The following is a 15353-nucleotide window of genomic DNA, read 5'->3' as shown; positions in this document are numbered from 1 at the left end:
TTCACAAGGACGATAACGATGAATAAACTAGCTATATTGTCGACAGCTGTGATCGTTGCATTGAGCGCTCCTGTTGCATTTGCCAAAGTATCAGAGGCCGACGCGGCCAAATTAGGCACATCATTAACGCCACTTGGCGGCGAAAAAGCGGCTAACGCAGATGGGACTATTCCTGCATGGGATGGCGGTATCACGAAAGTGGTCGCAGGTTATGAAAAAGGGATGCATCATCCCGATCCTTTTGCTGCTGATAAAATTGAATTTACCATCACTAATGCTAACAAAGATAAGTACAAGGCAAATCTCACAGAGGGGCAGTTAAAACTGTTTGAGCTGTATCCAGACACATACAAGATGAATGTGTATCAGACTCGCAGGACGGCTTCGGTACCACAATTTGTCTACGATGCCACCAAGGCCAACGCGACTCGCGCCGAGTTAATTGCTGATGGTAATGGTATTTCAGGTGCCGCCATTGGGATCCCATTTCCAATTCCGCAAAATGGGTTAGAAGCTATCTGGAACCATGTATTGCGTTTTCGTGGTGTTGACCTTGAAACCTCGCGCAGTCAAGCGGCACCGACAGCCAGTGGCAGTTATACCTTGGTTGAAACGGCTGAAGAGCTGCGCTTTGAATATTCACGTCCAGAAATGACCTTAGATCAATTAAAGGACTCTAACACACTGTTTTATTTCAAGCAGGTCGTGACTCAGCCTGCCCGTTTAGCCGGTACCGCGTTATTGGTTAAAGAAACAATGGATCAAGAAGCCTTACCGCGTCAGGCATGGACCTACAACACGGGGCAGCGTCGAGTGCGTAAAGCGCCAAACGTGGCATTTGATACGCCTGGCACAGTATCAGACGGGCTGCGCACCACCGATGACTTTGACATGTTTAACGGCTCGCCTGTGCGTTATAACTGGGAGTTAATGGGTAAGAAAGAGATCTATATTCCTTACAATGACTATAAGTTGCATTCAGATAAGCTCAAATATGATCAAATCTTGCAGGCCGGTCATATCAACCCTGAGCACGTACGCTGGGAAAAACACCGTGTATGGGTAGTAAAAGCGCAGCTTAAAGAGGGGATGCGCCATATCTATAAAACACGCATGTTCTACATCGATGAAGACTCTTGGCAGGTTTCGTTAACCGATATGTACGATAACCGCGATGAGTTGTATCGCGTCGGCGTAGCTCATGCGATTAACTATTATGAAGTGCCTACCTTGTGGACCACCTTAGAAGTTATTCACGATCTGCAATCGCGTCGTTATCTGGCTATGGGATTAGATAACGAAGGTCGCATGTACAATTTTGATGCGCAGTTGAGTGAGGCTAACTTCACCCCAGCAGCATTACGACGTGCGGGTATTCGTTAATCACCACTTTGGGAGGGGCCGCAAGGCCTCTTCATTATAAAAGGAAGTTTGTATGTCGTTTAGCATGCTTCGATTGGTCTTGCTAACTGTGTTGCTCACCTCGAACATAAACACAGTGAGCGCCGATACAGATATGAGCTCATCCATTCAGCCATTAGCCGTGCACTCTTTAGTATTAGACTCGACCCTCAAGGCTGACACTGCCGTGGCGGTTGGCGAGCGCGGGCATCTGTTTGTATTTGATGACAACTGGCAGCAACGCCCATCACCGACTCAAGCGCATCTAACGAAAGTCTTTCTGCTTGATGACAAGCTTGGCTGGGCTGTGGGTCACGATGCCACGGTATTACACACCCAAGATAGCGGACTTAGTTGGCAGGTGCAGATGAGTTCGCCTGAAATTGAAAAACCCCTCATGGATGTGCTGTTTTTCGATGAGTTAAACGGTATCGCCATTGGGGCTTATGGCATGTTTTATCGCAGTAAAGATGGCGGTAATACGTGGGAGCCGGAGTTTCATGGTGAGCTGTTATTTGAAGAAGATATTGCCTACCTTGAAGACTTAAAAGCCGAAGATGAAGCCTTATACCTCAGTGAACGTAGTACCTTGTTGCCCCATTTTAATCGCGTGGTGCCGCTAGATGATTCGCGTTTATTAATGGTGGGTGAGTTAGGGTTAGCTGCGGTCTCAGAAGATAAAGGCATCAGTTGGCAGCGGCTCGATTTTCCTTATGACGGCTCCTTATTTAATGCTTTGGTGACAAGCAAAGGTGTCTACGTTATGGGGCTGCGTGGTCATCTGTTTAAGAGCGAGGATGGGGCAAATAGTTGGCAAGAGATAGCACTGCCGATCCAGTCGACCTTAAACGGTGGACTTATCATCGATGATAACAAAATAAGGCTCGTGGGTAATGCGGGCGTAATTATCGATGTTTATCATGATGGCGCTGTTGCAATGGTCGCGCAACGCCAAGGTGAAAACCTGGTCACTATTAGTCGGGATACTAATGGTAAACAATGGGTTGCGGGTACAAAAGGTTTCTTCGAATTAAAACAAGAATAATAAGGCCCTGATATGTTAGATAAAGTAGTTAATGGATTAGAGTCGTTCCTTTTTAGGCAACGGGGATTGGTCATTTTTGCCTTTGTAGTGGTGACACTCTTTTTGGGCTTTCAAGCCAGTCATTTACGCATGGATGCGGCGTTTATTAAAAATATTCCGCTTAATCACAGCTACATGCAAACCTATTTAAAGCATCAAAAGCAATTTGGTGGCGCCAACAGCATCATGGTGGCGGTCGAGGACACCAGCGGGAATATTTTTAATGCCAATTTTTTTGATTCGCTAAAGCAAGTACATGATCAATTGTTTTTTATCCCTGGGGTTGATAGGGCCCAAGTGAAGTCGTTGTTCTCTCCTTCGACGCGTTTTACCGAAGTGGTGGAGGATGGTTTTGCCGGCGGGCCGGTGATCCCGGCGACTTTTTCTACCACGCCAGCAGGACTGGAAGTGGTACGTAGCAACATTGAAAAAGCCGGTATCGTTGGTCGCCTTATTGCGGAAGATTATTCAGCGGCGATGGTCACTGCTCAGTTAATGGACTTTGACCCTCAAACGGGCGAGCCGTTAGACACCTTAGCCTTTGCCACTCAGTTAGAAAAAGAGCTGCGCGGGCAGTATGAAAATGAACAGATTAAAATCCATATCATCGGCTTTGCCAAAATGGCCGGTGATGTCGCCGAAGGCGCTAAAGGGGTTGTGCTGTTCTTTTTAATTGCCATTTTAGTGACGGCAATCATGGTTTACCTGTTTTCAAAATCAGTCAAATTGACCCTACTGCCATTAGCGTGCAGCTTGGTGGCGGTGGTGTGGCAATTAGGTTTATTAACTGTCATGGGCTTTGGTCTGGATCCCATGTCGATACTGATCCCGTTTTTGGTGTTCGCTATCGGGGTTAGCCATAGCGTGCAGATGATCAACGCCGTGCGCCGTCGAGTGGGTGAGGGGGAATCGACCAAAGCCGCCGCTGCGCTGGCCTTTAGAAGCTTGCTGGTGCCCGGTGGCATAGCGCTGTTGTCTGATACTGTGGGCTTTATGACTCTGCTAGCCATCGACATTGGTATTATTCGCGAACTGGCGATATCGGCATCACTGGGTGTAGCGGTCATCATTTTAACCAACCTCATTTTGCTGCCGCTATTGATCTCTTATACCAAGGTAAATCCGTTAGCGGTTAAGCCTCATGCCGGCATAGATAAACTCTGGTTACGTTTATCCTATTTTGCCACGCCTAAGTATGCTGCAGTGGTACTCGTGTTAACTGTGATGCTGTTTGGTGTTGGCTGGCAACAAGCTAATAAGATGAAAATTGGCGATTTACAAGGCGGCGCACCAGCGCTGCATTTTGATAGTCGTTATAATCAAGACACTTTTTATATTACCGACAAATTCTCGGTCACTACAGATGTGATGACGGTCATTGTCGAGGCGTTCCCTGAAGCTTGTACTTATCATGATGTATTGATACAAATCGATCAGTTTGAATGGTTAGCGGCCAATACTCCAGGGGTTGAGTCGACAGCAAGTTTGGCGTCGATTGCTAAGCGGGTTAACGCCGGCTTTAACGAGGGAAATCCCAAATGGCAGGTATTACCGCGCACCACTGCGAGTCTGGTGCAAGCGGTAGGGCAAATCCCCACCACATCGGGGCTGCTGAATGGTAATTGCTCGGTAATGCCGGTTTACCTGTTTTTAACCGACCATAAAGCCGAAACCATAGAAGTGGTGATCGACAAGGTCAAAGCGTTATCGGCGCAAATGGATAACGATAAAATCAGCTTCAAATTGGCATCTGGCCCTGTTGGCGTGATGGCTGCCACCAATGAAGCAGTTGCCGAGGCACAGCTACCTATGATGCTGTATGTTTACGGCGCCGTATTTGTGCTGTGTTTGATCAGTTTCCGCTCGTTAAGGGCAACGGTTGCGGTGATTTTACCTTTGTATGTGGTATCGACCTTAGCGCAAGCCTTAATGACTCAGCTTGATATTGGCCTCGCGGTCAGTACGCTACCCGTGATTGCATTGGGGGTGGGCATCGGTGTCGATTATGGCATTTATATCTTATCGACCATGGCTGTTAAGCTTCGTGATGGGATGCCAGTGCAAAAAGCATATCATCAAGCGTTAATCGAACGTGGTAGTGCCGTGATGTTTACTGGCTTAACGCTGGCGATTGGGGTGAGCACTTGGTTCTTTTCGGCGTTAAAATTCCAAATGGACATGGGGATCTTGCTGACATTTATGTTTTTGGTAAATATGTTAGGCGCCATAATTATTTTACCGGCGATAGGAGCGGTATTCTGGCGAAACCCAAAGCAGTAATACATTAGGAGAGCAGATGCTCTCCTTTTTTTTGCCTGTTTTTTGAATAGTTACGCTAAGTTTCCGATTGTTTTTTCATCTATTGACCTTAAACCTGCTCCACTGCGGAGTTAAGCAGGATCTACCACTGAAATAATCCTCGAAATATGGCACATTTAGTAATAGACTTCGCGCTATGACCTAGGTCACATTATTTGGCCCGTCATATGCTCTAGCATCCAGATAATTAAGAAAAGCGCTGCCATAGACCCTAAAGGAAACAGTAACATGGCCTTGAAAGATGCAATGCCTTCAGTATTACTTGAAAATGTAGTTAACCTCATTCACTCAAAAGTCCCTAATTCACAAGCTAAGCAGGTCGAACAGTTCGCCACCTGCATTTATGCGCATATGTCAAAAGATGATTTACATGCGCGTAATGACAGCGATCTTTACGGTGCGGTGCTCAGTCTTTGGAATGTCGCCAATAAAACCCCCGTAGGTGAAACCCATATCCGCGTATTTAATCCAAGCCAATCTAAGCATGGCTGGAAATCATCTCACTCAATTATTGAGGTGATCCACCCAGATATGCCGTTCTTAGTCGATTCGGTCGGCATGGCCCTTAATCGTATGGGCATTACTACCCATATGATGCTGCATACGCCGCTCACGGTGCAGCGAGATAAAGAGGCGATTATTAATGTTACCTATGGCGATGATAAAAACCAAAAATCAGAAAAAGTCGCTGTATTTCTTATCGAAATTGATCGCCTTAGCAGTGATGAAGATATCAAGAATTTAGAGAAAGAGATTGCTTCTGTGCTGGTCGATGTGTCGGCATCGGTTAATGACTGGCAGAAGATGTCAAACAAGTTAACCAGTACCATTAAAGAGTTAGCTACGCGTCCTTTCCCTGGAGAAAAACGCGATCTCGATGAAGCAATTAACTTTTTAACCTATTTAAACAACCACCATTTCACCTTGCTTGGTTATCGCCGTTATAGCCTCAATAAAGTCGAAGGTGATTTAGAGTTGGTGCCTGATAATGACACCAGTTTAGGGCTAATGAATGTACCCGGTAAGCCTAAGCATAATAAGGGCTTGTTGCTGTCGAGTCTGTCTGATACTGCTCGTAAAGAAGCCCTCGATAAGAGCTTGCTTATTTTAACCAAAAGCAGTGAAAAGAGCCGTGTACATCGTCCAGCCTATATCGATTATATCGGTATTAAACGCTTCGACAAAAAAGGTAATGTGATTGGTGAAGATCGCTTTATCGGTCTGTACGCCTCTAACTTGTATAATCGTAGCCCACGTGAGATCCCTTTATTAGCAGAAAAAATCCAACGGGTGCTTGATGCCTCAGGCTTAACAGCCGGTTCGCACGATTACAAAGCCTTAATGCATATCCTTGAGACGCTGCCACGTGATGAGATTATTCAAGCGCGTGAATCAGAACTAGCCAGCATGGCGCGTGGCGTACTTGAGATGCAAGATCGTGACAGGCTTAAACTGTTTGTGCGTAAAGATGGCTATGGCCGTTTCTTATCTTGTTTGGTTTATGTCTCAAAAGATCGCTATAACACTAAATTGCGTGAAGATACCCAACGTATTTTGGCGCAACATTTCAATACTAATGAAGACGTTGAATTCACGACTTATTTCTCCGAGTCAACGCTGGCACGTACTCATTACATTGTTAAAGTCGATAATAATAATACGGATGTAGATGTGGCTGCTATTGAAAATAATCTGATTGAAGCGGCGCGTTCTTGGGAAGATAAACTCAGTAGCGCGTTAATCTCGGCACAAGGTGAAGAGTCGGGCAATCGTTTGCTTAAGCGTTATATCGATGCATTCCCACGCAGTTATAAAGAAGATGCTTTACCGAGTTCTGCCGTGGTCGATATTGAGCACCTAGAAGCGCTTGATGATGAGCATAAATTAGGCATGCTGTTTTATCAGCCGCAAGAAACCGCATTAAACGACAATAAAGTTAGGCTTAAGCTGTTCCATAAAGATGAGCCTATCCATCTGTCAGATGTACTGCCTATGCTTGAAAACTTCGGACTTCGAGTAATTAACGAACGTCCGTATGAAGTTAAAACAGCCGATGGGGCCACTTTCTGGATTTTGGACTTCTTGATGACAGTTCAAGGGGCTGCAGTCGATAATTTAGCTGACAGTCAAGACCGGTTCCAGACTGCGTTATCGCAAGTGTGGAATAAAGAATTAGAAGATGACGGCTTTAACCGTTTAGTGTTGGCAACGGGCCTATCGGGTCGCGAAGTCTCAATTCTGCGCGCTTATGCTAAATATATGCGTCAAATCGATGCTACATTTAGCCAAGCCTACATTGAGCAAACCTTTAGTGGTTATCCACAAATCGCTGATTTGTTGGTTAAAATGTTCATTCGTAAGTTTAACCCTAAACTGAAAACACGCACATTGGCCAAGTTTGTCGAACAGATCAATCTGCGCCTAGATGATGTGTCTAGCCTTGATGATGACCGTATTATTCGTCGTTACCTCGACTTAATTAATGCGACAATGCGGACTAACTTCTATCAAACCTTGGCCGATGGCAGCAATAAGCCATACGTTTCGTTTAAGTTCTCTCCAGAGCTTATTCCTGAAATGCCACGTCCGTTGCCTAAGTTTGAAATTTTTGTGTATTCGCCGCGCGTGGAAGGGGTTCATCTACGTGGTGGTAAAGTGGCTCGTGGCGGTTTGCGTTGGTCCGATCGCCGCGAAGATTTTCGCACCGAAGTACTGGGTTTGGTCAAAGCACAACAAGTTAAGAACACCGTGATTGTGCCGGTTGGGGCTAAAGGTGGTTTTGTATGTAAGCAACTGCCAACCGAAGGTGGTCGTGATGCCTTGTTTGCCGAGGGGCAAGAGTGTTATCGCTTGTTTATCCGTGGTTTGTTGGATATCTCTGACAATATCATCGAAGGTGAAGTCGTGCCGCCAATCAATGTGGTGCGCCATGATGAAGATGATCCATATTTAGTGGTGGCGGCTGATAAAGGCACCGCGACGTTCTCTGATATCGCTAACGCTATTTCACAGGAGTATAACTTCTGGTTAGGCGATGCATTTGCATCCGGTGGCAGTAATGGTTACGACCATAAGAAGATGGGGATCACCGCGCGCGGTGCATGGGAGTCGGTTAAACGTCACTTCCGTGAGATTGGTATCGATTGCCAAACCACCGATTTTACCTGTTTAGGTATAGGTGACATGGCCGGTGATGTCTTTGGTAACGGCATGCTGTTGTCTGAGCATACATGCTTAGTCGCGGCATTTAACCATATGCATATCTTTATCGACCCAACACCAGATGCAGCCTCTAGCTACAAAGAACGTACCCGTTTGTTTAGCTTGCCGCGTTCGAGCTGGGAAGATTACAACCCAGAGTTGATTTCAAAAGGCGGTGGCATCTTCCTGCGCAGTGCTAAGTCAATCACCTTGACCCCAGAGATCAAGGCGATGTTGGACACCAAAAAAGCATCGATGACTCCTAACGAGCTGCTAAAAGAACTGCTCAAGATGCGCGTTGACCTGATTTGGAACGGTGGTATTGGTACTTATATTAAAGCGTCTAGCGAAACACATGCTGAAGTCGGCGACAGAGCCAACGACGCACTGCGCGTGAATGGCAGCGAAGTGAAGGCGCGTATTGTCGGCGAAGGTGGCAACTTAGGTTGTACCCAATTAGGCCGTATTGAATACGCTGCCACGGGTGGCCGCATTAATACCGACTTCGTTGATAACGTGGGTGGGGTTGATTGCTCAGATAACGAAGTGAATATCAAAATCTTGCTTAATGCGTTAGTGGCAGAAGGTGAGATGACATTGAAGCAGCGTAATCGTTTATTAGTCGAGATGACTGACGAAGTCAGCCGTATCGTATTGCAAGATTGTAAAGATCAAACACGTACTATCTCAGTGACACAGGTACGTGGCGTCGAGCAACTGAAAGAGCAAATTCGTTTCATTCATTATCTTGAGAAAGAAAATAAGCTCGATAGAGCATTAGAGTTCTTACCTTCAGATGATGAGTTGGCCGAACGTCTTGCTAATGGCAAAGCCATGACGCGTCCAGAGCTATCGGTATTAGTGGCTTACGCCAAAATGGTGCTCAAAGAGCAGTTATTGACCCCTGAAATCACCGAAGATAGCTTCTTGAGTCAGTTGCTGGTGGAGTACTTCCCTAAACAGCTGCAACAAAATTACAGCGATCGTATGGTAAACCATCCATTACGTGCTGAAATTATTGCGACGTCATTAGCCAATGAATTGGTTAACGATATGGGACTTAATTTTGTACAACGTATGCAAGATGAGACTGGTGCCTCAGTAGCCGAAGCTGCGATTTGTTACACTATGGCGCGTGAAGTATTTGGTTTAGCTGAATTAACTAAATCTATTACGGCACTTAATGGTATGGTTCCAGCGGCCGTTCAAGGTGAAATGCTACATCAACTACGCCGTAATTTACGCCGAGCGTGTCGTTGGTTCTTGCGTCATCGCAGCCGTAATCAAAGCATTGAACAAACCGTTGCTTTCTATAGACCCGTCTTTGAAGCACTGCGTGAAAATGTTCATCAGTATATGGTCGAAGATGAAGTCAACGAGATTGGTACTGAGATTACAGCCTTGGTTAAAGAAGGTGTGCCAGAGAAAGTCGCTACCAATGTTGTGAATATGAGTACTTTGTTCTCTGCTCTTGATATTTCACAAATTGCGCAACTTGAAGATAAGCCAGTCGCATTAGTGGCCGAAACATACTTTAAGTTAGGCGCTAAAGTGGAGTTGCATTGGTTCTTAGAACAGATCAGTGCTCAGCCTGTGGCTAACCATTGGCAAGCATTAGCTAGAGCCGCATTTAGAGAAGAGCTTGATTGGCAACAACGTGCACTGAGTTCGGTTGTACTGCGCACCTGTACCGATAGTTGTCATTCTGACACCATTATTGAGCAATGGATCGAATCCAATCAGGGCTTATTGGAGAGATGGTTCCATATGCTTGCAGACTTTAAGACATCGCAAACTCATGAGTTTGCTAAGTTTTCGGTCGCATTACGTGAGCTGAATTTGCTGATCCTCCATTGTGATGGTCAATCGTAAAATTTATAATAATAATAAGCCCTGGCAATAGCCGGGGCTTTTTTCGGTCTAGGAGAATGCATGTTTTACAAAATTGCACAAAAAGTCATGTTTCAGATGGATCCAGAGAAAGCACATAATCTGGCGATTCACAGTCTGAAATCCACGGCTAATTCACCGCTTAATTGCTTCTATGCACAGCAGATTGAGCCTACGCCTGTTGAGTTTATGGGGCTAAGCTTTCCTAATCCTGTTGGTTTAGCCGCAGGAATGGATAAAGATGGTGAATGCATCGATGCTTTTCATGCAATGGGTTTTGGTCATATTGAAGTCGGTACCGTGACTCCAAGACCGCAACCAGGAAATGAACTGCCTCGTCTTTTTAGATTAAAACCTGCTAAAGCTATCATCAATCGTATGGGCTTTAATAATAAAGGCGTCGACAACTTGGTCGCCAATTTAAAAGCGGTAAAATCGGGCGCTATGGTTGGGGTCAATATTGGTAAAAATAAAGATACGCCAGTAGAGCAGGGTAAAGATGATTACCTTATCTGTATGGAAAAGGTGTACCAGTACGCAGCCTATATTGCGGTAAATATCTCATCACCCAACACCCCCGGCTTACGTTCATTGCAATATGGTGATTTACTTGATGATCTATTGGGATCGCTCAAAGCTAAGCAGAATGATCTTGCTCAGCAGCATGGTAAATACGTACCGATCGCACTTAAAATCGCACCCGATCTGTCATTAGAGGAGATCGAGAAAATAGCGGATTCGTTAATTCGTAATGAATTCGATGGCGCGATAGCGACCAATACCACGTTAACTCGCGATGGTGTTAGTGGTTTAGTTAACTCAAATGAAGCTGGTGGCTTAAGTGGTAAGCCATTGAATTCACTATCAACAAAGGTTATTAAACAGCTTGCTACCTGTCTTAAAGGACAGATCCCCATTTTAGGGGTTGGTGGTATTAACTGTGCTGCAGATGCGCTAGATAAACTCGATGCGGGTGCCACCATGGTACAAATTTATTCTGGATTTATTTATCGTGGTCCAGAATTAATTAAAGAAATTGTTGACGCGTATCGAATTCAGCATAAATAACGATCTTGTGTCGATCTAAGATCAGGCGCGATCGGTGCAGCGATCGCGCCTGATATACATAACATACTGTTATCTATATCATAATTATAATATTTTTTTTGATATTGGATGAAATATCAACTATTATCCGACTGTATTGACAGTAATAGGTACACGTTATGTTATTAATGCCGCAAAGGGATTGGCAATGGATATATAACGACGCGTATGGAGTATTAAGCGTTTCGTTAGGTTCGGATATGGAATTTCTGACTCCCTACAAAGCAAAATTGCTCATTCCTGATGCATTAACTGCGCTGGAATTTAACGTCGAGCACGCAAAATTCTATATTGAGTTTGTCGAACGTCTGGCAAAAACGATAAATATTGCCGATGCGATTAAGGTTCAATTGGCATTAAATGCCACCGCAGCGCACTATTTATTAAAACCACAAATGCCAAAGTCATGGTTTTTTGATACGTCAGTAATATGCGTTTACAGTGAATTGGCGAAAATATTTCAGCTCAGATCGCAGGGCGTAAATGCCGATGTTATGGTTGTTGAAAGTAACATTCAAGCATCACTGGTGATGTTGCTGTCTCCAAAATTGTTACTAAGCGAGACTAAACAACTGAATCAATTCGAATGTATTAAAGTGATGAATGATAGGCTGCATCCAATAAAAGCGAGTAGACAAATCGCTGCAGCTTAAGTTATCGCTTATTCGCCTTGTAGTTCACTTTGGGCTTTGTTTTACGTTTTAAATATCATGATAGGGGCCTTAGGCCCCTTTTTTGATTTCGCATCTTAATGAATCAACTATTATCTGCAGTTATGTAATTAACGCCTTTAGCCGTTACAGCTCGCTTTCATTTTTAGCCAACAATAAATTTAGATTATCGCGGCAGGTGGTAGAAAGTAGGGCTGATTAAAATGCAAGCAGTATAAAGGAGGAGGGGAGTTAATAGAGGTTCGAAATGGGCATTTAAACAAAGAAGACAATAAAGGTTTCAAATGGTTGGTTAAGTAGGCGTATGGAAAGTTAACGTTAATGTTGAAGTATAATTATTGAAAGCTTGAATCGGTATATGTTTGCTTTTTGACTTGAATATGGCTTGCTGGAGGCAGATTGCTTATTTTTGATATTATCAACGACTTTTGTCGTTTATATAAAGTGAGCTGTTTATATAAAGTGGGCTGCTTATATGAAGTGTAGAGTCGGTTAGGGGGTGGGCTGTTTCATTCGCATCAGTAAGTACCAAACACTGTAGTGTTTTGATTCTGCTACTAAAGAATTGGTTGCGGGAGCCGGATTTGAACCGACGACCTTCGGGTTATGAGCCCGACGAGCTACCATACTGCTCCATCCCGCGTCCGTATGTATCAAACGCTGTAGTGTTTTAATTCTGCTACTAAAGAATTGGTTGCGGGAGCCGGATTTGAACCGACGACCTTCGGGTTATGAGCCCGACGAGCTACCATACTGCTCCATCCCGCGTCCGTATGTATCAAATGCTGTAGTGTTTTGATTCTGCTACTAAAGAATTGGTTGCGGGAGCCGGATTTGAACCGACGACCTTCGGGTTATGAGCCCGACGAGCTACCATACTGCTCCATCCCGCGTCCGTATGTATCAAACGCTGTAGTGTTTTAATTCTGCTACTAAAGAATTGGTTGCGGGAGCCGGATTTGAACCGACGACCTTCGGGTTATGAGCCCGACGAGCTACCATACTGCTCCATCCCGCGTCCGTATGTATCAAACGCTGTAGCCTTTTAATTCCGCTACTACAGAATTGCTTAGTCAACATGCTTAATCACTGAGTAACTAGGTGTGCTTCAAAGCGGGGCGAACTATATCGATACCAAGATGGCATTGCAAGCGGCAATCGGTTTTATCTTGTTAGACGTTCATTAAAGCGGCACTCTGCAGGCTTATTAAACGTATCGCGGAATTTATGTCTAGCTATAGCTAGAACTTTTTATCTTTTAATGGTTGGACAAGGTATAATGTCGGATTGATTTTTGAAGTGTGTCTATTTATCCATGTTGAATTTTTTTGCTGCAGCCCCACGAGGCTATGAATACGCATTATCGCTCGAATTAATCGAGCTTGGTGCCAATGACGTTAAAGAAAGTGTTGCGGGGGTGTATTTTTCGGCACCACTGGAATTGGCTTACCGTATTACCTTATGGTCTCGTCTTGCCAGCCGTATTATTTTAGTCATTTATAAAGGCCCGTGTGAAACGCCCGAGCAGCTTTATAATGCAGCATATTGTGTCGATTGGCAGACGCACTTTTCGAATAAAAGTAGCTTTAGCATCGATTTCCATGGTGTGGGTGGCTTTATCAAAAACTCCCAATTTGGTGCCTTAAAGGTTAAAGATGCGGTAGTGGATCGCTTTCGCGACGATGGTTGCGAACGTCCGAACGTCTCTCGCGTCGATGCTGACTTTAAGATTGATGCTCATTATCGCCGTGGTCAGGTGACGCTGGGGATCAATTTCTCTGGTCCAGCACTGCATCAGCGCGGCTACCGTGCCACCACGGGTGAAGCGCCATTAAAAGAAAACCTCGCGGCCAATATGCTCGTGCGCAGTGGTTGGAAAGAGGCACCGCAAGATGTGCTCGATCCTTTCTGTGGTAGCGGTACGATTTTGATTGAAGCGGCGATGATGGCCTGTGACGTAGCGCCTGCGCTTTATCGCGCTAAATTTGGTTTTCAAAAATGGTTACGTCATCAAGACGGTGTGTGGCAAGGTTTGATGGATGAAGCCAAAGCGCGTGCATCGCTGGGTATCAGCCGTTGTCAAATCAAGTTCTTTGGTTCAGACATCGACTCACGCCTGGTGGCACTGGCAAAACGTAATGCTGAAAATGCAGGCGTTGCTGGGTTAATTGAGTTCTCCGTTTCTAATGCGCTTGATGTGACGCCTCCTGTTGCCACAGGTTTTATTATCACCAACCCACCTTATGGTGAGCGTTTGGGCACAGTCACTTCACTGCTGCAGCTGTATTATCAATTAGGTGACAAATTTAAGAGTGAGTTCGGTGGCTGGAAAATCGCCGTACTCAACAGCGATATTGAGTTACTCTCGGCGCTTAAACTTAAAGCCGATAAACAGATGAAAATGTTCAATGGCGCGTTAGAGTGTGCATTTAACTTATATACACTGCACGCCGAAAGCACGCGTCGTATCGAACCGAGTCAAGTGTTGGCCCAAGGCGGTGAGATTAGCGAAGTGGCTACCTCGTTTGCTAACCGAATCAAAAAGAACTTTAAGCAATTAAGTAAGTGGGCTCAGCGCGAAGGTATCGATAGCTATCGTTTATATGATGCCGATATTCCTGAATACAATGTGGCAGTGGATAAATACCTAGATTACGTGGTTATCCAAGAATACTCAGCGCCTAAAGATATACCAGAATCAGTTACTAAGCGCCGTTTGACCGATATATTATTAGTACTGCCTAATGCCATTGGGGTCGATCCAGATAAGATTATTCTTAAGACGCGTGAGCGTCAAAAAGGCACCAATCAGTATCAAAAGCTTGATGCCAAGAAATTGGAACTGGTTACCACAGAGTATGGGGCTAAGTTTAAGTTAAACCTGAAGGATTATTTAGATACAGGTTTGTTCCTCGATCACCGTTTAACCCGTAAACTAGTGGGCGAAAAGTCAAAAGGGCGTTCGGTATTGAATTTATTTGCCTACACAGGATCGGCATCGGTACATGCCGCACTTGGTGGGGCTAAGTCGGTCACGACCGTGGATATGTCAAATACCTATTTAAGCTGGGCTCAAGATAACTTTGCTTTAAATGGACTATCTGGGCGTCAATATCAGTTTATTCAAAGCGATTGCTTACAGTGGATTGCTGATTGCCAAGAGAAGTACGATCTGATTTTTATCGATCCACCGACGTTTTCTAACTCTAAACGCATGGAAGATTCATTCGATGTGCAGCGTGACCACGTGAGTTTGCTCAGTGGATTAGTGAAGCTGCTCAATCCAAAGGGTGAGATCATCTTCTCTAATAATAAGCGTAAGTTTAAGATGGAAAGTGAGGCGCTTGCTGAGCTCGGCTTAGTGGTGACTAATATCGATAACCAGACCTTACCTATGGATTACAAACGCAATCCTCAGATCCACAATACCTGGCTTATTACCCATGCCTAATCGTATTTTATTTACCCTGTTTCACACCGATGCTTGCCATCTGTGTGAACAGGCACAAGCATTAATTGATACCTTAGGGATCGATTATGTTAAGCAAGATATCTGTGATACCGACGAATTAGCCCAGGAATACGGCACCCGTATACCTGTTTTCTTGCGTGCCGATACGCAAGCCCAATTAAATTGGCCGTTCGATATCTCACAATTAAAACAGTTTATAGGAGCGTAA

Annotated in this window: 8 protein-coding genes and 4 tRNA genes; 8 read left to right on the top strand and 4 right to left on the bottom strand. The window is 44.8% G+C overall.

Annotation, left to right across the window (positions count from 1 at the left end; all coding sequences use genetic code 11):
- Nucleotides 1-18 precede the first annotated feature (18 nt).
- From AC5YBX_RS10100 to AC5YBX_RS10075, 6 genes are all read left to right on the top strand, one after another.
- On the top strand, nucleotides 19-1383 hold the full coding sequence (locus tag AC5YBX_RS10100; protein ID WP_494518964.1) for a DUF1329 domain-containing protein: 1365 nt from the start codon (nucleotides 19-21) through the stop codon (nucleotides 1381-1383).
- 52 nt (nucleotides 1384-1435) lie between these two features.
- The gene (locus AC5YBX_RS10095) at nucleotides 1436-2446 is read left to right on the top strand and encodes a WD40/YVTN/BNR-like repeat-containing protein (RefSeq protein WP_494518965.1); all 1011 of its coding nucleotides are present in this window, start codon (nucleotides 1436-1438) and stop codon (nucleotides 2444-2446) included.
- A gap of 12 nt (nucleotides 2447-2458) precedes the next feature.
- Nucleotides 2459-4765, top strand: a complete 2307-nt coding sequence (locus AC5YBX_RS10090; RefSeq protein ID WP_494523598.1) for an efflux RND transporter permease subunit — start codon at nucleotides 2459-2461, stop codon at nucleotides 4763-4765.
- Between the two features lie 267 nt (nucleotides 4766-5032).
- Nucleotides 5033-9877, top strand: coding sequence for an NAD-glutamate dehydrogenase (locus AC5YBX_RS10085; protein ID WP_494518967.1), 4845 nt, complete (start codon nucleotides 5033-5035; stop codon nucleotides 9875-9877).
- A 60-nt stretch (nucleotides 9878-9937) separates the two neighbouring features.
- Nucleotides 9938-10963, top strand: a complete 1026-nt coding sequence (gene pyrD / locus AC5YBX_RS10080; RefSeq protein WP_494518968.1) for a quinone-dependent dihydroorotate dehydrogenase — start codon at nucleotides 9938-9940, stop codon at nucleotides 10961-10963.
- A 158-nt stretch (nucleotides 10964-11121) separates the two neighbouring features.
- Nucleotides 11122-11655: a cell division protein ZapC gene (locus AC5YBX_RS10075; protein ID WP_494518969.1), complete on the top strand. Its 534-nt coding sequence runs from the start codon at nucleotides 11122-11124 to the stop codon at nucleotides 11653-11655.
- Between the two features lie 584 nt (nucleotides 11656-12239).
- Here the strand turns inward: AC5YBX_RS10075 and AC5YBX_RS10070 are convergent.
- The 4 genes from AC5YBX_RS10070 to AC5YBX_RS10055 all read right to left on the bottom strand — a co-directional run bounded on the left by AC5YBX_RS10070 (nucleotide 12240) and on the right by AC5YBX_RS10055 (nucleotide 12691).
- Nucleotides 12240-12316 (bottom strand) — tRNA-Met (locus AC5YBX_RS10070).
- 48 nt (nucleotides 12317-12364) lie between these two features.
- Nucleotides 12365-12441 (bottom strand) — tRNA-Met (locus AC5YBX_RS10065).
- 48 nt (nucleotides 12442-12489) lie between these two features.
- Nucleotides 12490-12566, bottom strand: a tRNA-Met gene (locus AC5YBX_RS10060).
- Between the two features lie 48 nt (nucleotides 12567-12614).
- A tRNA-Met gene (locus tag AC5YBX_RS10055) sits at nucleotides 12615-12691 on the bottom strand.
- A 297-nt stretch (nucleotides 12692-12988) separates the two neighbouring features.
- On the opposite strand from AC5YBX_RS10055, the gene rlmKL reads away from it, so the two are divergent.
- Together rlmKL and AC5YBX_RS10045 are read left to right on the top strand one after the other, a co-directional pair.
- Nucleotides 12989-15124, top strand: coding sequence for a bifunctional 23S rRNA (guanine(2069)-N(7))-methyltransferase RlmK/23S rRNA (guanine(2445)-N(2))-methyltransferase RlmL (gene rlmKL, locus AC5YBX_RS10050; protein WP_494518970.1), 2136 nt, complete (start codon nucleotides 12989-12991; stop codon nucleotides 15122-15124).
- The gene (locus AC5YBX_RS10045) at nucleotides 15117-15353 is read left to right on the top strand and encodes a glutaredoxin family protein (RefSeq protein WP_475514125.1); all 237 of its coding nucleotides are present in this window, start codon (nucleotides 15117-15119) and stop codon (nucleotides 15351-15353) included. Before rlmKL ends, AC5YBX_RS10045 begins: the two co-directional genes overlap by 8 nt.

This window comes from Shewanella sp. 492 (genome assembly GCF_059338445.1).
This window is presented reverse-complemented; position numbering and strand designations above follow the sequence as displayed.

Bases quoted from the DNA above. Each gene is read 5' to 3' on its own strand.
- AC5YBX_RS10100 (WP_494518964.1), top strand. From the start codon at position 19: ATGAATAAACTAGCTATATTGTCGACAGCTGTGATCGTTGCATTGAGC.
- AC5YBX_RS10095 (WP_494518965.1), top strand. From the start codon at position 1,436: ATGTCGTTTAGCATGCTTCGATTGGTCTTGCTAACTGTGTTGCTCACC.
- AC5YBX_RS10090 (WP_494523598.1), top strand. From the start codon at position 2,459: ATGTTAGATAAAGTAGTTAATGGATTAGAGTCGTTCCTTTTTAGGCAA.
- AC5YBX_RS10085 (WP_494518967.1), top strand. From the start codon at position 5,033: ATGGCCTTGAAAGATGCAATGCCTTCAGTATTACTTGAAAATGTAGTT.
- pyrD (WP_494518968.1), top strand. From the start codon at position 9,938: ATGTTTTACAAAATTGCACAAAAAGTCATGTTTCAGATGGATCCAGAG.
- AC5YBX_RS10075 (WP_494518969.1), top strand. From the start codon at position 11,122: ATGTTATTAATGCCGCAAAGGGATTGGCAATGGATATATAACGACGCG.
- rlmKL (WP_494518970.1), top strand. From the start codon at position 12,989: ATGTTGAATTTTTTTGCTGCAGCCCCACGAGGCTATGAATACGCATTA.
- AC5YBX_RS10045 (WP_475514125.1), top strand. From the start codon at position 15,117: ATGCCTAATCGTATTTTATTTACCCTGTTTCACACCGATGCTTGCCAT.